This is a genomic window from Pseudomonas sp. GW822-FHT03F08, assembly GCF_058801265.1.
Genome location: NZ_JBXANC010000006.1, coordinates 381,790 through 402,455, shown reverse-complemented (window position 1 = coordinate 402,455; position 20,666 = coordinate 381,790). Strand labels below are relative to the sequence as shown.

At 61.0% G+C, this 20,666-nt stretch carries 21 protein-coding genes; 5 read left to right on the top strand and 16 right to left on the bottom strand.

Annotated elements, in window-relative coordinates; translation table 11 throughout:
* Positions 1–153 precede the first annotated feature (153 nt).
* Positions 154–915: a MipA/OmpV family protein gene (locus AC1RME_RS17710; RefSeq protein ID WP_096818491.1), complete on the top strand. Its 762-nt coding sequence runs from the start codon at positions 154–156 to the stop codon at positions 913–915.
* Between the two features lie 67 nt (positions 916–982).
* On the top strand, positions 983–1,849 hold the full coding sequence (locus AC1RME_RS17705) for a fatty acid desaturase family protein (RefSeq protein WP_493072502.1): 867 nt from the start codon (positions 983–985) through the stop codon (positions 1,847–1,849).
* Between the two features lie 45 nt (positions 1,850–1,894).
* Here the strand turns inward: AC1RME_RS17705 and AC1RME_RS17700 are convergent, their stop codons facing one another.
* From AC1RME_RS17700 to AC1RME_RS17635, 14 genes are all read right to left on the bottom strand, one after another.
* Entirely contained in the window at positions 1,895–2,278 is a 384-nt protein-coding gene (locus AC1RME_RS17700) for a DMT family transporter (protein WP_373874115.1), read from the bottom strand.
* A gap of 31 nt (positions 2,279–2,309) precedes the next feature.
* The gene (locus tag AC1RME_RS17695) at positions 2,310–2,684 is read right to left on the bottom strand and encodes a DMT family transporter (RefSeq protein WP_085730163.1); all 375 of its coding nucleotides are present in this window, start codon (positions 2,682–2,684) and stop codon (positions 2,310–2,312) included.
* Positions 2,681–3,601 (bottom strand): arginase family protein, encoded by a 921-nt coding sequence (locus tag AC1RME_RS17690; RefSeq protein WP_493091580.1) that lies wholly within the window; start codon positions 3,599–3,601, stop codon positions 2,681–2,683. The genes AC1RME_RS17695 and AC1RME_RS17690 overlap by 4 nt, the downstream gene beginning before the upstream one ends.
* 123 nt (positions 3,602–3,724) lie before the next feature.
* Positions 3,725–4,054, bottom strand: a complete 330-nt coding sequence (locus AC1RME_RS17685) for a GlpM family protein (RefSeq protein WP_173861349.1) — start codon at positions 4,052–4,054, stop codon at positions 3,725–3,727.
* Positions 4,055–4,074: 20 nt separating this feature from the next.
* Positions 4,075–5,403, bottom strand: a complete 1,329-nt coding sequence (gene aauR / locus AC1RME_RS17680) for a two-component response regulator AauR (RefSeq protein WP_493091579.1) — start codon at positions 5,401–5,403, stop codon at positions 4,075–4,077.
* Entirely contained in the window at positions 5,400–7,301 is a 1,902-nt protein-coding gene (gene aauS, locus AC1RME_RS17675) for a two-component sensor histidine kinase AauS (protein ID WP_096818478.1), read from the bottom strand. The genes aauR and aauS overlap by 4 nt, the downstream gene beginning before the upstream one ends.
* 65 nt (positions 7,302–7,366) lie before the next feature.
* Positions 7,367–8,101: an amino acid ABC transporter ATP-binding protein gene (locus AC1RME_RS17670; RefSeq protein WP_007953170.1), complete on the bottom strand. Its 735-nt coding sequence runs from the start codon at positions 8,099–8,101 to the stop codon at positions 7,367–7,369.
* Positions 8,098–8,769, bottom strand: a complete 672-nt coding sequence (locus tag AC1RME_RS17665; protein ID WP_096818476.1) for an amino acid ABC transporter permease — start codon at positions 8,767–8,769, stop codon at positions 8,098–8,100. Before AC1RME_RS17665 ends, AC1RME_RS17670 begins: the two co-directional genes overlap by 4 nt.
* Positions 8,769–9,515: an amino acid ABC transporter permease gene (locus tag AC1RME_RS17660; RefSeq protein ID WP_096818474.1), complete on the bottom strand. Its 747-nt coding sequence runs from the start codon at positions 9,513–9,515 to the stop codon at positions 8,769–8,771. The genes AC1RME_RS17665 and AC1RME_RS17660 overlap by 1 nt, the downstream gene beginning before the upstream one ends.
* A 194-nt stretch (positions 9,516–9,709) precedes the next feature.
* A complete protein-coding gene (locus AC1RME_RS17655; RefSeq protein WP_192558884.1) occupies positions 9,710–10,624 on the bottom strand; it encodes a glutamate/aspartate ABC transporter substrate-binding protein in 915 nt (304 codons plus the stop codon).
* A gap of 342 nt (positions 10,625–10,966) precedes the next feature.
* Positions 10,967–12,502 carry a glycerol-3-phosphate dehydrogenase gene (gene glpD, locus AC1RME_RS17650; RefSeq protein WP_096818470.1) on the bottom strand — a complete coding sequence of 512 codons (1,536 nt, stop codon included), beginning with the start codon at positions 12,500–12,502 and terminating at the stop codon, positions 10,967–10,969.
* 325 nt (positions 12,503–12,827) lie between these two features.
* A complete protein-coding gene (locus AC1RME_RS17645) occupies positions 12,828–13,583 on the bottom strand; it encodes a DeoR/GlpR family transcriptional regulator (RefSeq protein ID WP_007953179.1) in 756 nt (251 codons plus the stop codon).
* A 95-nt stretch (positions 13,584–13,678) separates the two neighbouring features.
* Complete coding sequence (gene glpK, locus AC1RME_RS17640) at positions 13,679–15,181, bottom strand: glycerol kinase GlpK (protein WP_493091578.1); 1,503 nt, start codon at positions 15,179–15,181, stop codon at positions 13,679–13,681.
* Positions 15,182–15,258: 77 nt separating this feature from the next.
* Positions 15,259–16,110 carry an MIP/aquaporin family protein gene (locus tag AC1RME_RS17635; RefSeq protein WP_085730171.1) on the bottom strand — a complete coding sequence of 284 codons (852 nt, stop codon included), beginning with the start codon at positions 16,108–16,110 and terminating at the stop codon, positions 15,259–15,261.
* Positions 16,111–16,471: 361 nt separating this feature from the next.
* Here AC1RME_RS17635 and ybaK point away from each other — a divergent pair, with 361 nt between their 5' ends.
* Entirely contained in the window at positions 16,472–16,942 is a 471-nt protein-coding gene (gene ybaK / locus AC1RME_RS17630; protein WP_096818466.1) for a Cys-tRNA(Pro) deacylase, read from the top strand.
* An 89-nt stretch (positions 16,943–17,031) separates the two neighbouring features.
* A complete protein-coding gene (locus AC1RME_RS17625) occupies positions 17,032–17,814 on the top strand; it encodes a PhzF family phenazine biosynthesis protein (RefSeq protein WP_085730173.1) in 783 nt (260 codons plus the stop codon).
* Between the two features lie 50 nt (positions 17,815–17,864).
* Here AC1RME_RS17625 and AC1RME_RS17620 read toward each other — a convergent pair whose 3' ends face one another.
* Together AC1RME_RS17620 and argF are read right to left on the bottom strand one after the other, a co-directional pair.
* A complete protein-coding gene (locus tag AC1RME_RS17620; RefSeq protein WP_493091577.1) occupies positions 17,865–18,974 on the bottom strand; it encodes an ABC transporter ATP-binding protein in 1,110 nt (369 codons plus the stop codon).
* Positions 18,971–19,891, bottom strand: a complete 921-nt coding sequence (gene argF, locus AC1RME_RS17615) for an ornithine carbamoyltransferase (protein WP_096818463.1) — start codon at positions 19,889–19,891, stop codon at positions 18,971–18,973. The genes AC1RME_RS17620 and argF overlap by 4 nt, the downstream gene beginning before the upstream one ends.
* 393 nt (positions 19,892–20,284) lie before the next feature.
* Here argF and plzR point away from each other — a divergent pair, with 393 nt between their 5' ends.
* A complete protein-coding gene (plzR, locus tag AC1RME_RS17610; RefSeq protein ID WP_085730176.1) occupies positions 20,285–20,575 on the top strand; it encodes a PlzR type 4 pili assembly inhibitor in 291 nt (96 codons plus the stop codon).
* Positions 20,576–20,666 lie beyond the last annotated feature (91 nt).

The window sequence follows — 20,666 nt, the reverse complement described above, 5'->3', positions numbered from 1 at the left end:
AAGTGCTTCGGCCCCCTTGTTGGCGGGGCTGATGAGGTGCTTTGGCGATTCGAAGCTACAATTTTTGTAGCTTGCTACAAACAACATGAGTGCTTGCGCGGTGGGCGGCATCCGGGGATTGATGCGCGCATGTTCAATTAAAGGAATGGCCTCATGAAGAGGAAGACACTGCTTTTACTGGCGGCGCTGAGCGCTTTTTCAGCAGGCGCAATGGCGCAGGGGATTACCGGGGAGGCGGGCGTGGGCCTGGGTTATCAGCCTCATGATCCCAGCGGCAGCCGTTATGAAACCCGACCGATACCGTATCTCGATCTGGACTGGGGCGATGTCAGCCTCAGCACCGACGATGGCCTGACCTGGAGCGCCTTGAAGGCCAACGGTTTCAGCGCCGGTCCGTATGTGAATTACCTGCCGGGCCGTACCTCCAACGGCGAATTGCGTGGGTTGCGCGATGTGCCCGACATGGCCGAGGCCGGTGGTTTCGTGCAGTACGCCCCGGCCGACTTCTGGCGGGTGTTCGCGTCCGTTGGCCAGGCCATCGGCGGTGGCGGCGGGCAGGGCGGCGTGCTCGGTCGGGTCGGTGGCGAGATCGGCTATCCACTGGGCGGCGGCGTGATCGGCAGCAGCAATCTGACCGCGCATTTCGCCAATGCCCGGCAGAACAACACGTTCTTCGGCGTCAGCGACAAGGAAGCCCTGGCCTCCGGCATCCGTGCGTACAACGCCGGCGGCGGCTTGCAGAATATTGCGCTGACCCAGAGTTTCGAGTTCCCTATCGCGCCGCAGTGGTCGCTGGTGGCCAGCGCCAGCTGGATTCACCTGACGAACTCGGCGGCCGACAGCAGCATTGTCAAAAGCGTCGGCGATACCAATCAGGGCGAGGTGCAGATGGCGATCGCCTATAAATTCAAGTGAGCCAGGCGGGAACTGGTCTGGCCTTTGCAGACAGCCGTGTCGAACCCATTGTTTCAGGATGTTCTTCATGGCTCGCCCTGTTTATCGTCTGCTGGCTCACTCGCTGTGGGACCTGATTCCCATCGCCCTCGGCCTGGCCCATTTCGCTTTTGTCGTGTGGCTGGTCACAGCCTTTCATGCGCTGTCCTGGTGGGCGTTGCTGCCTTTGGCGCTGGGCTATGCGGTGAGCCTGTCGTGGAGCATCAACAGCATTTCCCACAACCAGATCCACAACGCCTACTTCACGCCGGCGTGGCTCAACCGAGCCTTTGACCTGCTGCTGTCGGTGACCATCGGTTTCTCCCAGACCCTCTACCGCGACATCCACAACCGCCATCACCGGGGCAATTCGGACCGGCCGGGGGCGGATGGCAAGACCATCGATCCGCTGTCGATCTACCAGCGGGGCAAGGACGGCCAGCCCGAGAATCCCTGGGCCTACACTTTTTTGAGTTTCTTTCGCGACGACCCCAAGCCGATCTACGACGAGATGCGTCGCAAGCGTCCCGACGATGCGCGCTGGGTCAAAGTGGAAATCGGCGTGACAGTGGCGTTTTATCTGGGGCTGGCTGCGTATGACTGGCGGGCGGTGCTGGTGTTGTTGCCGTTCTGGTATCTGGGTCAGGCGCTGTCATCGCTCAACGGCTACTACGAGCATTTTGGCGGCAACCCGGATTCGCCGATTGCCTGGGGCGTCAGCGCCTACAGCCCGCTCTACAACCTGTTGTGGATGAACAACGGCTACCACGCCGAACACCACTACCGGCCGAAAATGCACTGGACCCGGGTCAAGGCCTTTCACCGGGAGATTGGCGAGCAGCAGCGGGAGGCGGGGGTGAAGGATATTCCGGTGGCCCATGGCCTCGGGTTTCTGGTGGCGCATCGCAAGGATTGAACCGTACACAACGTGGGAGCCAGCAGGCTCCCACCGTCGATTTCCTCAGTTTTCCTCGCCCTCGGCCAGCAGCGCAATGCCGCCCATGATCACGGCCACACCCACCCAGTGCAGCACGCTGATCTGTTCTCCCAGCCCCAGCCACGACCCCAGCAGTACACCGACGAACACCAGCGAACTGAGTGGAAACGCCAGGGACAGGCTGCTGCGTCGCAGAATCAGCATCCAGACAAAGAACGCACCGATGTAACAGGCAATCGCCAGCAGCACACCGGGTGCCTGAGCGACGTTGAGCAGCCATTGCAGGGTGAAGTCCATTTGCCCCAGTTGATCGCCGCCGACCTTGGTTGCGATCTGCCCGCCACTTTCCAGAATAATCAGCAACGCCCAGAGCACCACGGTGCCGAGGCGGCCGTGAAGCCAATCCATCGAGCCATTCCTTTTGAGTATCAGTTGAGAATCAGGCATGGCCGACACACACGAGCATCACGCCCGCCGTAATCACCAGTGTGCCCATCCAGCGACGGCGGCTGACGGTCTCGCCAAGGAACAGCTTGCCGGCCAGCACCACGCCGCAATACGCCAGCGCGGCGGCGGGAAACAACAGGCTCAGCGGCGCCCGGGACAGCGCTTCGAGCCAGACGAAAAACTCGATCACGTAGGCGCCGATCCCGCACCACAGCAGCGGTGCGTTGAACACCTGGCCCCAGAACGCGCCCAGCCGAAAACCGCCCTCAAGCTCAGGCAAACGGTCCAGGCCGAGTTTGAAACAGAGCTGGCCGATCACGTCGAGCACGATGGAAAACGCCACCAGCAAAATCACGGTCAAGGTCATGGGAACAGCTCCTCGAACAACTCGATCAACGCTTGATTGGTCGCCGAGTTGCGCAGCAGATCGGTTTCGCTCCAGCGCTCGGCCGGCGGCTGGTCGGACTTGGCTTCCCAGCGTTTGAACGCGTTGCTGAAGGCCGGGCGGGCGAACTCGCCACAGATGTCGATACCGAGGATGCGCTTGCTGGCGGCCAGGCTGCGGATCGCCTGGAGCAAGTGGCTCAGGCGCATCTGGCCCTGATCCCAATTGGTCGCGGCGTCTTCGCTGGCCAGCACGTCCTTGTCGATGGTGATCCAAACCGCCTGGGTGGGCAGGCTGGCGATCATCCGGTCGAGAAACGCTGTCCAGTCCTGATCGGCCAGGTTGTGCCAGTGCAGCAGGTTCTCCTGTTGCTGATGACCGGCGCCATCGCCGACCCGGCCCCAGACTTTCGACGGCGGGTGCTGCCACGGGAACAGCTGCAACACACCGCGTTTCAGGGCACCGAGATTGCCGCCCTTGATCTGCGGATTTTGCAGATCGTCGCTGCACGGCCCGAGGGTGACGATGCGTTCGATGTTCGGCAGTTTCAGCGCCTGATTGACCCACGAGCCGCAGTGGCGACGGGGGGCAAAGTGAACCCAGTCGGGATGATTGTCGAAGTGGATCAGGCTTACCGGCTCGGGCAGGTCAGTCAGGAAGGCCGGCGTCAGATGGTGATAGTCGCCGGAGCCGACGAAGAAGATTTCCGGTGCAGGGCCGCTGTGCCGGGGCCGCTCACGCAGGCGTTCGGTAAAGCGGCGAAAGGTCCGTTCGCTGGACCAGAGCCGCAGTTTCGGGCCGAGGTCGAGCAGGTCCAGGCGTTGGGCGCGGCCGCTGTCGAGCAGCCGCGCGATGGACGCCTGACCGGTCAGGCTGTGGTCGAGATCTAAAATGTTCAAGGTCGCAATTCACCCTTGGCAGACCCTCCCAGACACCGGCCTCATCGAACATGAGCGCCGGCCGGGCGGGCTTTCGGGGGTAAATGCAAGGGACGGGCCAGACCCTCTGCCACACGGCAGCTGTCAGGCGTGCAGACGTACCCAGACGCTGACCAGTACCGTCGCCGCCATCAGCCACGCGACAGCCGCCACGGCCAGTGAAGCTTCCAGACGCATCCGGTCAACCATCACGTACAGCGTCGCCAGGTACACGAAGTACGGAATGATCGACCACATGCCGAACACGATAGTGGTCTTCAGGTCGTCGACCGAGCGTCCCTTGCCGACGATGTAATGGGCGATCAGGGCGAAGGTCGGAAACAGCGGCACCAGGCCGGCGATGTAGTAGTTTTTGGTCTTGGCCAGCATGGCGAGGATCACCACCACCGCCGCACCGATCATTGCCTTGAAAATCAGATCCACATCGTTCTCGCTTAATGGCTCAGGCCGTATTTTTTCACTTTGTCGAACAGCGTGGTCTTGGCCATGCCCAGTTCCAGGCTGGCCTGGGTCAGGTTGCCGCCGCTGCGTTGCAGGGCGTCGCTGAGCAGGTTGCGTTCGAAGGCTTCGACCGCTTCGGCGAACGCCAGGCCCTGGCCGCCACTGCCGGCACCGGACTTCTTGAACGCTGGCAAACCGAGGGCGAAGCGTTCGGCGACGTTGCGCAATTCACGCACGTTGCCCGGCCAGTCGTGGCTCATCAGGCTGGACAGGGTCTGGTTGTCCAGCTCCGGCAGCGCGCGGTCGAAGCGCAGGGCCGATTGCTGGGTGAAGTATTCGAACAGTTGCAGGATGTCTTCGCGACGCTCGCGCAGGGGCGGCAGTTCCAGCGTCACCACGTTGAGGCGGTAGTACAAGTCGCTGCGGAATTCCCCGGCCTTGCTCGATTCGTCGAGGTCGGACTTGGTCGCCGCGATCACCCGGCAATCCACCGCCACGCTCTGGTTCGAACCGAGGCGTTCGAGGGTGCGTTCCTGCAACACCCGCAGCAATTTGATCTGCAGTGGCAGCGGCATGCTTTCCACTTCATCGAGGAACAGCGTGCCGCCGTCGGCGTGTTCGATCTTGCCGATCCGCCGCTTGCCGGCGCCGGTGAAGGCGTTGGCCTCGTGGCCGAAGATTTCGCTTTCGAACAGGTTTTCCGGCAGGCCGCCGCAGTTCAGCGCGACGAATTGTTTGGTGTGGCGGCGACTGAAGTCGTGCAGGCAACGGGCGACCAGTTCCTTGCCAGTACCGGTTTCGCCTTCGATCAACACGTTGGCCGAGGTGTCGGCGACATTGGCGATCAGTTCGCGCAGGTTCTGCATCGCAGGCGAGCGACCGATGATCCGTCCTTCAAGGGAGTCGCGCTCGGCCAGTTGCCGACGCAGGGATGTGACTTCGCGGGCCAGGCTGCGTTGCTCCAGCGCACGCCGGGCGACGTCCACCAGCCGTTCCGGGGAGAACGGTTTTTCCATGAAGTCGTAGGCGCCTTTCTGCATCGCGCCGACCGCCATGGAGATGTCGCCGTGACCGGTGATCAGCACCACCGGCAGGCTGCGGTCGCGTTGCTTGAGACGGGTCAACAGTTCCAGGCCATCGATGCCGGGCAGGCGAATGTCACTGATGACGATGCCGGCGAAATTGTCGCCGACCCGCTCCAGCGCTTCTTCGGCACTGCCGACGCCGATGCAGGGAATGTCTTCCAGGGTCAGGGCCTGCTGGCAGCCGAGCAGCACATGGGGATCGTCTTCGACGATCAGCACACTAAGGTCGTTGTTCATATTGGCTCGGCAGGAGTAGGGCTTACCAACGGTAAACTGAGGACGAAGGTGGTACCACCGCTGGCCGGGTGTTCGACACCCAGGTGTCCGCCGGTGGCGGCGGCCAGGCTGGCGGAGAGGGTCAGGCCGAGGCCCAGGCCCTGTTCGCCGGGTTTGGTGGTGAAGAACGGCTCGAACAGATGTTTGCGCGCTTCGGCGTCGATGCCGTGGCCGTTGTCGCGTACCCGCAGGCGATATTTGCCGTCGAATTCTTCGCCTTCCAGCCACAGCTCCGGCAGCGGTTGTGCCTGCATGGCGTCGAGGGCGTTGCCGATCAGGTTGACCAGAATCTGCTCCAGCCGTGTCTGGTCGATCTGCACTTGCTCATCAATGAACTGACGATGCACTTGCAGGGCGGCTTTTTCGACACGGGCACCGAGTACTTGCAGCGCGGCGTCCACGGCTTTGCCGAGGCTGGCGCGACCCTTGTCGTCGCCGCGCCGGGCGAACGAGCGCAGGCTGGCGGTGATCCGACCCATGCGGTCGATCAGGTCATTGATGGTTTTCAGGTTGGTGCTGGCGACGTCGAGCTGACCACGTTCCAGGAAGCGAATCGTATTGCCGGACAAGGTGCGCATCGCTGCCAGTGGCTGGTTCAGTTCGTGGGCGATGCTGGTGGACATCTGGCCGATGGCCGCGAGTTTACCGGCCTGCACCAGTTCGTCCTGGGCACGGCGCAAGGTTTCTTCGGCCTGACGGCGTTCGCGGATCTGACTCTTGAGCCGGTCATTGCTGGCGCGCAGGTCGGCGGTGCGTTCGGTAATCCGACGCTCCAGCTGATTGTTGGCTTCCTGCAGGGCTTCCCGGGCGGCGAGGCGGGTGGCGATGACCTTGCGACGCTCGTTCCAGGCAATCAGCAGGAACGCCACGAGGGCAAAGGCGACCGCCACCAGAATCCCCTGATTGATCGCTTCGCGCCGCAGGTCCTGCAACGGTGTGAGCAGGGTGAAATTCCACGGTGTGTCGCTCAGCGGCCGGGTTTGCGCCAGGTAACTGATGTTCTCCTCGTCGGCATCGACTTCGCTGTTGGCCGGGAAGGTCAGTTTTTCCACGCCTTCGGCCAGGGTTTCCCGGGCCAGCGGTTGCAGTTCGTTGAGCGGGAACCAGTAGTACTGGAGGCTGCGGGCGAGTTTTTCCTTGGTCTCGTCGCTCAATGGCACCACGGATTTCAGGCGGCGGGCCGGATCGCTGGAGAGAATGATGATGCCGTTCTCGTCACTGACGAAGGCTTCCAGGCGCGCCCGTTGCCAGCGTTCTTCCATGGCTTCCAGGCGCACTTTGACCACCGCGACGCCGATGATCTTGCCGTGTTCTTCCAGGCCGTGGGCCAGGTAATAGCCGGGTTCGCCGTTGGTGCTGCCGATCCCGTAGAAACGTCCGGGCTGGCCGCGGATGGCGTGCTGAAAATAGGCGCGAAACGACAGGTCTTCGCCGAGGTAGCTGTCGACATCGCGCCAGTTGCTGGTGGCCATGACGCGGCCGGTGGTGTCCATGACGTAGATGGCCCGACTGCGGCTGCGCCGGTTCAGGCCTTCCAGGTAATCGTTGACCGTTTGCCGGTGTTCCGGGGTCGGGTCGTCCAGCAACTGCGAAACGCTCGATTCGAGTTCCAGCAGGCTGGGCAGGTAGGTGTATTTGCTGATTTCGCTTTCGACGGCACGGGCGTTCAGTTCGAGCTGACGCTGGCCGTTTTCGCTGAGGCTGCGAATGCCGAAGTGTTCACTGATCCAGAAGCCGGCGTAACCCAACCCGACCATCAGGATGATGACCAGTGGCGGCAGGAACAAATGGCGGATCAGACGGGGTTTCACGGCAAGTGATGGCGTGGTTGCGCGATAGAGATTGGGGTCGCATTTCATCACAGATGCCTTGGGTCAACCACCCGGATTCCCCGACAGTTGCTGTCGGGGAGTCCGGCAGGTTTTTAGTGCTGCAGGATTTTCTCGAGGAAATGCTGCGCGCGTTCGGAGCGTTGGCTGATGTCGCCGAAGAACTCTTCTTTCTTGCAGTCTTCGATGATCTTGCCGGCATCCATGAAGATCACCCGGTCGGCCACTTTGCGGGCGAAGCCCATTTCGTGGGTCACGCACATCATGGTCATGCCTTCGTGGGCCAGTTGCACCATCACGTCGAGCACTTCGTTGACCATTTCCGGGTCCAGCGCCGAGGTCGGTTCGTCGAACAGCATGACGATCGGGTCCATCGCCAGCGCACGGGCAATCGCCACACGCTGTTGTTGACCGCCGGACAGTTGGCCCGGGTGCTTGTGGGCGTGAGCCGACAGGCCGACGCGCTCCAGCAGTTGCAGACCTTTCTTGGTCGCTTCTTCCTTGCTGCGGCCCAGCACCTTGATCTGCGCGATGGTCAGGTTTTCGGTGATGGTCAGGTGCGGGAACAGTTCGAAGTGCTGGAACACCATGCCGACGCGCGAACGCAGTTTCGGCAGGTTGGTCTTCGGGTCGGCGATCGACGTGCCGTCGACCACGATGTCGCCTTTCTGGAACGGCTCCAGTGCGTTGACGCACTTGATCAGGGTCGACTTGCCCGAACCGGACGGACCGCAGACCACGATCACTTCACCCTTTTTGACCTCGGTGCTGCAATCGGTCAGCACCTGGAAGTCCCCATACCACTTGTTGATGTTCTTGATAGAGATCATACGGCGAACCTTTTTTGCAGACGCTTGACCAGCACCGAGGCGGCAAAGCTGATGGTGAAGTACACGAGACCTGCGAAGATCAGGAACTCATTCGAGCGGCCAATGATGTCGCCACTGGCGCGCGAGGCGTTGAGGAAGTCCACCAGGCCCACGGTGTAGACCAGCGAGGTGTCCTGGAACAGGATGATGCTCTGCTGCAGCAGCAGCGGGGTCATCTTGCGGAACGCCTGGGGCAGGATGATCAGGCGCATCATCTGGCCGTAGCTCATGCCCAGCGCCTGTGCGGCACCCATCTGGCCCTTCGGAATCGACTGCACGCCGGCACGGACGATTTCGCAGAAGTACGCCGCTTCGAACATCATGAAGGCCACGATGCACGAGGTGAACGCGCCGATCGGGGTGTCTTCGCCGGTGATCCAGCGCAGCACGAACGGCACCGCCAGGTAGAACCAGGTGATGACCAGTAGCAACGGGATCGAGCGGAAATAGTTGACGTAGGCGCCGGCGAGGTTCGACAGCAGTTTGTTATGCGACAGGCGGCACAGCGCGAGTAGGGTGCCGAGAATGATCCCGCCGACCACGCCCAGCGCCATCAGCTTGAGGGTCATCAGCATGCCGTTCCACAGGCCGGGAATGGCCGGGACGATGCCACTGAAATCGAAGTCCATCATTTACCCCCTACGGAGATCAGGCCGGGCACGGAGACTTTCTTCTCGACCGCGCGCATCAGCAGCATCAGGCTCATGTTCAGGGTGAAATAGATCAGGGTCGCCAGGGTGAAGGCTTCAAACAGGTTGGCCGAGAACTCGGCGGTCTGTTTGGTTTGCGCCAGCAGTTCCATCAGGCCGATCAAGGACGCCACGGAGGAGTTCTTGAACACGTTCAAAAATTCCGAGGTGAGCGGCGGAATGATGATCCGGTAGGCCTGGGGCAGCAGCACGTTCCAGTAGATCTGCGGCAGCTTGAAACCCATGGCGCGGGCGGCGGATTCCTGGCCACGTGGCAGCGCCTGGATACCGGTGCGAACCTGTTCGCAGACACGGGCGGCGGTGAACAGGCCCAGGCACACGACAACGCTCAGGTAGGCCGAGGTGGTCGGGTTCAGGTCCTGCTTGTACCACTCCTGCAGATCCGGCGGCAGCAGGTCCGGTACCAGGAAGTACCAGATGAACAGCTGAACCAGCAGCGGTACGTTACGGAACAGTTCGACGTAGCAGGTCGCGATGCCCGATACGATGCGGTTCGGCACGGTGCGCATGATGCCCAGCAGCGAGCCCAGCAGCAGGGCGATGATCCAGGCCACGATGGCGATGGCGATGGTCCAGCCCAGACCGGAAATGAACCAGTCGAGATAGGTCTCGCTGCCCACGCCGGTGGACTTGAAGAACACGCCCCAGTCCCAGTTGTAATTCATTAGGGTCTCCCCTCGATTCGATCGATGTACAAGTGCCCGCCTGGGGAAGCTCCGTTCCCAGCCTGATCTTGACGGTCAGGCACACGCGATCGGCTCGACAGCCACCGGTTCGAGTGTTTCCAGAAAATGCCAGCAGGGAGTGACCATTCCCCGAGAAGGCAGGCGCCTCCTCAGGGAACAAGGTTAGTCAGAAATCAGGCTTTCTTGTCGTCGGCCGCTTTGTCGGTTGGCTCGGCGATCAGCTTCTTGAGCTCGTCGCTCATCGGGAAGTTCAGATTCAGGCCTTTTGGCGGAATCGGCGACATGAACCACTTGGTGTAGATCTTGTTGATCTCGCCCGACTTGTAGACGGAGACGATGGCGTCATCCACAGCCTTTTTGAACGGCTCGTCGCCCTTGCGCACCATGCAGCCGTAGATTTCATAGGACTGTGGAGTGCCGGTCACGGCCCAGTCGGTGGCTTTCTTGGCCTTGGCGGCTTCGCCTGCCAGCAGCGCGTCGTCCATCATGAACGCAACGGCACGACCCGATTCCAGCATCTGGAAGGATTCGCCGTGGTCCTTGGCGGAGATGACGTTCATGCCCATCTGCTTGTCGGCGTTCATCGCCTTGAGGATGCGCTCGGAGGTGGTGCCGGCGGTGGTCACGACGTTCTTGCCTTTCAGATCGTCGAAATCCTTGTACTGCGAACCGGCCTTGGACAGCAGACGGGTACCGATCTCGAAGATGCCGACGGAGAAGTCGACCTGTTGCTGACGCTCGACGTTGTTGGTGGTGGAGCCGCACTCGACGTCCACGGTGCCGTTCTGCACCAGCGGGATACGGGTCTGCGAGGTCACGAGGTTGTATTTGACCTGCAGGTTTGGCAGGTCCAGGTCTTTCTTGATCGCTTCGACGATGGCCAGCTGGATATCGTGGGAGTAGCCGACCGGCTTGCCGGAGGCGTCAGCGATGTAGGAAAACGGAATGGAGGCGTCGCGGTGCCCCAGGGTGATGGTGTTGGACTCTTTGATCTTCTTAAGGGTGCCGGTGAGTTCGGCAGCGAAAACTGGTGTGCTGATCAGAGCGGCAGCAATGGCTGCGCCCAGGATATGGGGAACGATGCGCATCAAATTTTCCTCGACATTGTTTTTTTTATGGAGCCGGTTGAGCGGGCCCTTTTGTGCTTCGAATGCCTGACGGCTCCTGCTGTGTTGGCGCAACAGGCATTCGTCGAAGGAGTGTAGAGCATGACTCGTGCCAGACCAGTTGCTACAAGTTAACTTGTTGATTTATTTGATGATTAAGGTTTTGTGATGGTGTTTTTATGCGTTTCTGATCCGGTTATCCGAATCGACTGACAGGTCGCGTTCGGAAAACCGAACGGCATTCGTCATCCCGTGTTTCAGCCGGGATGCAAAAAGCCCCTGAATCTCTCGATTCAGGGGCTTTTCGTTTTACGGGCGGATCGATCAGGCCGCTTCGATCTTGCGGTTCTGCTCGACCTTGTTCAGGTACGCCGCGAGTTTTTCCTGCTCGGCCGGGGTGGTGAACAGCCCCAGTTTGCTGCGGCGCCACAGGATGTCGTGGGCGGTGGTGGCCCATTCTTCGCTGCACAGGTAATCGACTTCACGGGTGTAGAGACCGCCGCCGATGTGTTCGCCCATGTCGGCGAGGGTGTCGACGCCTTCCAGCATGCGCCACGTGCGGCTGCCGTAGGTGGTGGCCCAGCGGCGGGCGATTTCGGTTGGCACGAAGTCGAACTTGTCGCGGATCAGCGCGCTCAGGGCCTGCGGCGTGGTCATGTCTTCGCCGCCCGGCAGGGTGGCGCTGGCGGTCCAGCTCGGACGCATCTGCGTGAAGAACGGCATCAGTTGCGCCATCGCCGACTCGGCGAGTTTGCGGTAGGTGGTCAGCTTGCCGCCGAACACCGACAGTAGTGGCGCTTCTTCGGTGCTGCCGGACAGCGCCAGGGTGTAGTCGCGGGTCACGGCCGAAGGATTGTCGGATTCGTCGTTGCACAGAGGGCGCACGCCCGAATAGCTGTGCAGGATGTCTTCCCGGCTGACTTGCTTCTTGAAGTGGGCGTTGACCACTTTGAGCAGGTAATCGGTTTCGCCGTCGGTGATCGCCACTTTGGCCGGATCGCCGGTGTATTCGCGGTCGGTGGTGCCGATCAGGGTGAAGTGGTTCAGGTACGGAATGGTGAAAACGATGCGCTGATCTTCGTTCTGCAGGATGTGCGCGTGATCGCCTTCGTACAGTTTCGGCACGATGACGTGGCTGCCCTGAATCAGGCGGATGCCGTACGGCGATTCCATCTTCAGGTCGTCACGGATGAACTTGGCGACCCACGGGCCGGCCGCGTTCACCAGTGCCTTGGCGGTGATCGAAAACAGGCTGCCATCGGCGCGTTCCAGGTTCAGGTGCCACAGGCCTTTGGCACGGCGGGCGCTGACGCAACGGGTCTGGGTGTGGACATGCGCGCCTTTCTCGCGGGCAGCCATGGCGTTCAATACGACGAGGCGAGCGTCATCGACCCAGCAGTCGGAGTATTCGAAGCCTTTGGTGATTTCGCTTTTCAACGCGCTGTCGGCGCCGAACTTCAGGCTCTTGGAACCGGCGAGTTTTTCGCGCTTGCCGAGGTTGTCATAGAGGAACAGGCCGGCACGGATCATCCACGCCGGACGCAGGTGCGGACGGTGTGGCAGTACGAAACGCATCGGCTTGACGATGTGCGGGGCCTTGGCCAGCAGCACTTCGCGTTCGGCCAGGGCTTCGCGCACCAGACGGAATTCGTAATGTTCGAGGTAGCGCAGGCCACCGTGGATCAGCTTGCTGCTGGCCGACGAGGTGTGGCTGGCCAGGTCGTCCTTTTCGCAAAGGAACACCGAAAGACCGCGACCGGCGGCATCCGCTGCGATCCCCACGCCATTGATCCCGCCGCCGATGACGGCGATATCGTAGATCTCGGAGATAGGGGGCGTACGCAAGGTAGATGTGGACATCGGCTGGCCTCGGGCTCTTTTGATTTTCTGTCTTGGAAATCGAACATGAATGTTCATTTGCGAAAATGGTAGCCCATAAAGACGCGCACAGCCAGCCGACTTCGATTGAAAAAACTCATCGAAGGGCGGAGAAAGGAAAATATTCGAACATTCGCGGGCGGATCGCCCTACGCGAGCGATTGATCGTTCCCACGTCGAGGCGTCGAACCGTCTGCGTGGGAATGCATACATTGACGCTCTGCGTCAGCGCTTGGGAGGGGACGCGGAGCGTCCCGGGCTGCGTTCCCACGCGGAGCGTGGGAACGAGAAATAAAAGGAGGGGGGGTTAAACGACTTCCAGGCGAATCTTGTGCTGGCTCAGCAGTTGCGCCAGGGCTGGCACCGGCTGCTGGTCGGTGACCAGGCAATCGATCAGGCTGATCGGGCCGAGGCGGATCATCGCGTTACGCCCGAACTTGCTGGAGTCCGCCGCGAGGATCACCTGCCGGGCATTGGCGATGATCGCCTGGGACACCCGCACTTCCTGGTAATCGAAGTCGAGCAGGCTGCCGTCTTCGTCGATGCCGCTGATGCCCACCAGCGCAAAGTCGACCTTGAACTGATTGATGAAATCCACGCTCGCCTGACCCACCACGCCGCCGTCGCGACGGACATTGCCGCCGGTGAGCAACACATCGAAATCATCCTTCGCGCTGAGCATCGAGGCGACGTGCAGGTTGTTGGTGATGATTTTCAGATGACTGTGATTGAGCAGGGCGCGGGCGATGGATTCGGTGGTCGTGCCGATGTTGATGAACAGCGAGGCGTGATCGGGAATCTGTGCGGCGATGGCTTCACCGATGCGTTGTTTTTCATCGCGCATCTGATCGGCGCGCATCGCGTAGGCGGTGTTTTCGACGCTGGAATCATAGGCGGCGCCGCCGTGGTAGCGACGCAGCAGATTGGCTTCCGCCAGTTGATTGATGTCGCGGCGGATGGTTTGCGGGGTAACAACGAACAGCGTGGCCATTTCCTCGATGCTCACATAGCCGCGTTCGCGGACCAGCTCGAGGATTTGCTGCTGACGGGGAGGCAGATTCATGGGGCTTCCTTTGGGCTGCCGTGCAAAATTTGCCCATGATGCCGCAGGAATCACCTCCCGACCAGTTACAACCAGATACGAGTACTCAGGTTGGCTTATTCAGCGTCTTCACGTGCCCAGTCACGGGTACGGCTGACGGCTTTTTTCCAACCTTTATAGAGCTTCTCTTTTTCGACTTCGTACAGGCTCGGTTCGAACTCGCGTTCGATCACTGCCTTGCCGCGCAGTTCTTCCAGGCTGCCCCAGAAACCGCACGCCAGACCAGCCAGGTAAGCGGCGCCCAGTGCAGTGGTTTCGCGCATTTGCGGGCGCTCGACCTGCGTGCCGAGGATGTCGGCCTGGAACTGCATGAGGAAGTTGTTCGCCACTGCACCGCCGTCCACGCGCAGGGCCTTGAGGCGTTCGCCGGAGTCCTGTTGCATGGCGTCGAGCACGTCGCGGGTCTGGTAGGCGATCGATTCCAGTGCTGCGCGGATGATGTGATCCACACGCACGCCGCGAGTCAGGCCGAACAGGGCGCCACGGGCATACGGGTCCCAGTACGGAGCGCCGAGACCGGTGAAGGCTGGCACCAGATAGACGCCGTTGCTGTCCTTCACTTTATTGGCGAAGTATTCGGTGTCGTGGGCGTCGTTGATGATTTTCAGTTCATCGCGCAGCCACTGGACGGTCGAACCGCCATTGAACACAGCGCCTTCCAGTGCGTAAGCCACTTCGCCGCGCGGGCCGCAGGCGATGGTGGTGAGCATGCCGTGCTGGGATTTCACCGCTTTGTCGCCGGTGTTCATCAGCAGGAAGCAACCGGTGCCGTAGGTGTTTTTCGCCTGGCCGGGCTCCACGCACATCTGGCCGAACAGTGCAGCTTGCTGGTCACCGGCGATACCACCGATGGCGATGCCGCTCTTGGTACGACCGTAGATTTCCGAGGAGGCTTTGACTTCCGGCAGCATTTCGCGCGGGATGTCGAGAATCTCCAGCATCTTCGCGTCCCACTCAAGTGTGTGGATGTTGAAGAGCATGGTGCGCGAGGCGTTGGTGTAGTCGGTGACGTGAACCTTGCCGCCGGTGAATTTCCAGATCAGCCAGCTGTCGACGGTGCCGAACAGCAGTTCGCCGTTGCGCGCACGTTCGCGGCTGCCTTCGACGTTGTCGAGGATCCACTTCAGTTTGGTGCCGGAGAAGTACGGGTCGGTGACCAGGCCCGTGGTGTCACGGATATATTCTTCGTGGCCGTCGCGCTTGAGCTGCTGGCAGATCTCGGTGCTGCGGCGGCATTGCCAGACGATCGCGTTGTAGACCGGGCGGCCGGTGGTCTTGTCCCAGACCACGGTGGTTTCACGCTGGTTGGTGATGCCGATGGCGGCCACCTGGTCGTGATGCAGACCGGCCTGGGCCAGCGCTTCGACCATCACGGCGCTCTGGGTGGCGAAGATTTCCATCGGGTCATGTTCGACCCAACCGGCTTGTGGGTAATGCTGGGCGAATTCGCGCTGCGCGGTGCAGACCACGTTCGCATCGCGGTCGAAAATGATCGCGCGGGAGCTGGTCGTACCCTGATCGAGGGCAATGATGTAGTTCTTATTCTGAATGTCGGTCATGTCGATTGCCTTGGACGAAATAAGGGAGAGTGGGCCTTGGCGCAGGTTCGAATGGGCAGGAACCTGCGCCGACTGTTTCAAGAAGTTCTTGGTTTGCCGTCAATGGCCGGTTCTGCATCCTTTGTAGCAGGTGTGGCGCCGGTCAGGTGACGGGCAATCAGCCCGCGATACCCGGCAGCGCCGAGGCAGGCACCGACAATCGGTGCAAAAATCGGAATCAGGAAGTACGGGATTTCACGTGCGCCGGTGAAGGAAATTTCACCCCAGCCCGCGAAGAAAGTCATCAGTTTTGGACCGAAGTCACGGGCCGGGTTCATCGCGAAGCCGGTCAGCGGGCCCATCGAGCTGCCGATCACGGCAATCAGCAGGCCGATCAGCAGCGGCGCCAGCGGGCCTTTCGGCAGGCCGTTGTTGTCGTCGGTCAGGGACATGATCACGCCCATCAGGATCGCCGTGATGATCACCTCGACCAGGAACGCCTGGGCAGTCGACAGCGCAGGGTTCGGGAAGGTGGAGAACACCGACGCCAGTTCCAGGCTGGCGGCCGAGCCACGAACCATATGGTGAGTTTGTTCGAAATCGAAGAACAGGTTGCTGTACAGCGTGTAAACCAACAGCGCGCCGCAGAAGGCGCCGGCAACCTGAGCGAGGATGTAGAACGGCAGTTTGCGCTTTTCGAAGTCGGCGAAAATGCTCAGGGCGATACTGACGGCAGGGTTCAGGTGCGCACCGGAAACCCCGGCGGTGAGGTAGATCGCCATGCTCACGCCGACGCCCCAGATGATGCTGATTTCCCACAGGCCGAAGCTCGCGCCCGCGACCTTGAGCGCGGCGACGCAGCCCGTACCGAAAAAGATCAGAAGTGCAGTACCCAGAAACTCGGCCAGGCACTGGCTCGAGAGCGATGGTTGCTGTAACGCAGTTGTCATTGAAAACCTCGGTTTTTGTTGTTGTCTGGCGCGTTTGCCGACAGGGCAAGGCGCGATTTTCGCCGGGGCAGGATCCCCATCCTGTTCCCGGTTTACTGCTGGGTGCTGCGGTGACGATAATTCTTACATTATTCAGATTCGAAAAAATATAGACAAGAAACAAAGCTGTCAAAGGTCGAAAGTGAACCGTCAGTCACAAATAAACTATCAGCCGTGTGAATGATCCTGCGGGTCACTGGCCTGACGATCCTGTTATCGGCCTGCAAGCCCCGGGAAACGTGGCGCGTGGTAGAGCCTTTTGTATGGCGATGGCCTAGAATCCGGCGCAGGATTTTTTGCCACTGCCGAGCCCGGAGCTGCCATGACCCCTGCGTTGGACTTGTTGAAAAAAGTTCGTGCCGAACATCGCGTGCACAGTTACGAACATGACCCCAAGGCGGCGTCCTACGGGCTGGAGGCCGCGGAAAAACTGGGCCTGGAGCCGGCGCAGGTGTTCAAGACGCTGCTGGCGGCCAGCGAAAAAGGTGAATTGCTGGTGGCGGTGGTGCCGGTCGTCGGAAGCCTCGACCTCAAGGGGCTGGCCCACGCCGCCGGCGTGAAAAAAGTGGAGATGGCCGACCCGGCCGCTGCGCAGCGTTCCACCGGTTACCTGTTGGGCGGCATCAGTCCGCTGGGGCAGAAAAAGCGCCTGCGTACTTTCATCGATAATTCCGCCCAGGCTTTTGCGACCATTTATGTCAGTGCCGGGCGACGTGGACTGGAAGTTGAGCTGGCGCCCGCCGTTCTGGCCGAGCACACCCAGGCCAAATTCGCCGACATCGGCCGTTCCTGAGGTCTGTATGAGGAAAATTGACCGGTTCTGTCACTGGCGATGAACGAGCCGTAGCGGCATGCTCCGTTGACGAATTCAGGGAGAACGTTATGCAGCTAGAGTTTCATCAGGTCGACGCCTTCAGTGATCGGCCGTTCAGTGGCAACCCGGCGATGGTCTATCGGCTCGACGCCTGGCTCGCGGACGACTTGATGCAGAAGATCGCCGCCGAGCACAACCTGGCGGAAACTGCGTTTCTGGTGCGCGAAGGCCAGGCCTGGCATATCCGCTGGTTCACGCCGACCACCGAGGTGCCATTGTGCGGTCACGCGACGCTGGCCAGCGCGTATGTATTGTTCGAGATCTATAAGGAAACGGCCGAGCGTCTGGATTTCACCTGCAAGTCCGGGCCGTTGAGTGTCAGTCGCGAAGAGGGTCGTTTGTGGCTGGATTTCCCTTCGATCGTGCCGTCGGAAATCGGTGTGACGCTGGATGTCGAGCGGGCGCTGGGCGTCGAAGCCGTGGACGTGCTCGGTTCCAACGAGCTGTTCGTGGTGCTGGAATCGGAGCAGGCGGTGCTCGATTGCACGCCGGACATGGTCGCCCTGGCCAAACTGCCTTGGCTCGGCGCCATCGTCACGGCCCGGGGTAACCAGCATGATTTCGTCTCGCGCTACTTCGCTCCGGCCATCGGTATCAATGAAGACCCGGTGACCGGCTCGACCCATTGCAGCCTGATTCCGTATTGGTCAAAACGTCTGGGCAAATCCAGCCTGACCGCGTGCCAGCGTTCGGCGCGGGGCGGGGAGTTGTTCTGTCGGCTGGAAGGCGAGCGGGTGAAGATCGGCGGAAATGCGACGCTGGTCGCCAGCGGCACATTGATGCTGGGCTGAGGCCAAAACAATGAGGGAGCCATCAGGCTCCCTCTTTGTTTTTGTGTAGATCAGTGTGCGGTGCTGTACCGGCGAACACCGTTTTCCACCGCCGGGATCTGCGCAGCCGTGCTGCCGGATGCCTGGAACAACACCAGATGCTCCGCCGCCACGCGAATCCCTACATCCACACCGACCTGATGGTCTGCGTGGCTCGGGAAGATCGACTCCAGTTGCGCGCCGGTTGGCAGTTGCAGGCGATACAGGGTCGAGGCGCCGAGGAAGGTCTTGCCGACGATCCGTGCTTTCAACCCGCTGTCCGGTGCATAAACAATGTCATCCGGACGCAGCAACACATCCACCGCACCGCCGATCGGCCAGGTGTAGGCGCGATTGCCGCGCAGTTCACCGAGTTCGGTGTGCACCGATTCCGGGCTGCCGAGCTGGCCGCGAATGAAGTAACCCTGGCCAATGAAGCTGGCAACAAACGGCGTCGCCGGTTCGTGATAGAGGTTGTAGGGCGTATCCCACTGCTCCAGCCGGCCTTCCTTGAACACACCGACGTGATCGCTGACGGCGAAGGCTTCTTCCTGGTCGTGAGTCACCAGAATCGCACTGGTGCCACGGGCCTTGAGGATGTCGCGCACTTCATGGCTGAGCTTGCGTCGCAGCTCGCCGTCGAGGTTGGAGAATGGTTCGTCGAGCAGCAGCAGTTGTGGCTCCGGCGCCAGGGCGCGGGCCAGGGCGACACGTTGTTGCTGCCCGCCAGACAGTTCGTGCGGGAAGCGCTTGCCGAGGTTCTTCAGGTTGACCAGTTCCAGCAGCTCTTCGGTGACGCGCTCCTTGTTCGGGTGCTTGCGAATGCCGAAGGCGATGTTGTCCGCAACACTCAGGTGCGGGAACAGCGCGTAGTCCTGGAACACCATGCCGATCCGGCGTTTCTCCGGGGCGAGGGTGAAACCAGCGCTGGAGATCACTTCACCGCCCAGCTGGATTTCCCCTTCGTGCACCGGTTCGAAGCCGGCAATGGCGCGCAGGGTGGTGGTCTTGCCGCAGCCCGAAGAGCCGAGCAGGCAACCGATGTCGCCGGCGTTGAGGTGCAGATTGAGGTTCTGCACCACACGTTGATCTTGATAGCCGCAAGCGAGGTTGCGCAGGTTCAGCAGTAATTCATGGCTCATGCGTGGTGATATGCCGGTTCAACGAGGAACTCGAGCAGGGCCTTCTGTGCGTGGAGACGGTTTTCTGCCTGATCCCAGGCGACGGAGCGCGGGTCATCAAGCAGGTCGAGGCTGATTTCTTCGCCGCGGTGGGCAGGCAGGCAATGCAGGAACAGCACGTCCTCGGCGGCCAGGTCGAGCAGGGCGCGGGTGACCTGGAACGGCGCGAACAGCTTGAGGCGCTTGGCGGTTTCCTCTTCCTGGCCCATGGAGGTCCAGACATCGGTGCTCACCAGATGCGCGCCGCGCACGGCGTCCTTCGGATCGCGGACGATGGTCACGCGATCACCGGCCTTGGCCAGGAATTCAGGGTTTGGCTCATAGCCTTCAGGGCAGGCGACGCGCAACTGGAAGTCGAACTGGATCGCCGCTTCTATATAGCTGTTGCACATGTTGTTGCCGTCACCGATCCAGGCCACGGTTTTGCCCTGGATCGAGCCGCGGTGTTCGAGGAACGTCTGCATGTCGGCCAGCAACTGGCACGGATGCAGGTCATCGGACAGGCCGTTGATCACCGGCACGCGGGAGTTGGCGGCAAATTCGGTCAGGGTGCTGTGGGCAAAGGTACGGATCATCACCGCATCGAGCATGCTCGACATGACGATGGCGCAGTCGCCGATGGGCTCGCCACGGCCCAGTTGGGTGTCGCGGGGCGAAAGGAAGATCGCCTGGCCACCGAGCTGGATCATGCCGGCCTCGAAGGAGATCCGGGTGCGGGTCGAGGATTTCTCGAAGATCATCCCCAGGACGCGGTTTTTCAGAGGCTCGAACAGTACGCCGCGGTTACGCAGGTCCTTGAGCTCAACGCCTCGACGGATCACGCTGACCAGCTCTTCGGGCGTGCAATCCATCAGGGAGAGAAAGTGCCTTGCGCTCATCATTGACTACCTTTTTGCTACAAACCGCAGATGCTCAAAGCCTTGTTTATCGGAACAACGGGCGAGACCTGCGGCGTAAGCCGCACGGGGCGACGAAATAGGGGGAGGCGCGATATTGACACTAAATGTCGCGTTTTTCCAATAGGCTACGATTTTTGCGGATTGTGCGGGGGTGACGAGGTCACACGAAGCGCTGGTTTGAAGCCGGATTTCCAACCCTTTGTACACTGGCGCCGCAGGGCTTGGCAATCAGGCGGGGCGGGGATGGAGCAGACCTGGTCGGTTTGCGACCGGCCAGCCATGGATTCGCCGGTCGGATGTCAGACCTGAAACATTTGCTAAAGCAAAGTGCTGGGTTATAAATAACTCACGAGCGACGCAGGAAGCCTCCGCATGGAATCGAAAGAAAAACTGTTAATGGAATTGCTGGGCCACACGGCTCGCTCACTGACTCATCTGACCGCTTCGGTCACCTCATTGTCCTTCGAACTGCTGCGCAGTGAAGACGAAGTGGTCAAGACGGCCGGCCGCCACATGATCGATCGCATGGCCACCATCAGCACCGGGCTCGACGAGCACTGGCGACTGATCGGCGAACTCACCGGGGTGCACGTCGCCCACGAGCAGATCGAAACCATCCAGGAAATCCAGCTGGCAGCGCCGCCCCAGTTACCCTCCAGTTGATTGCGTCGGGCTATCGGCTCGCCTGATGGTCGTCGATTCACAAGACGAACGTCGCTGGCGCCGCGCCCGGCCAAGCGCCATAGTTTTGTTC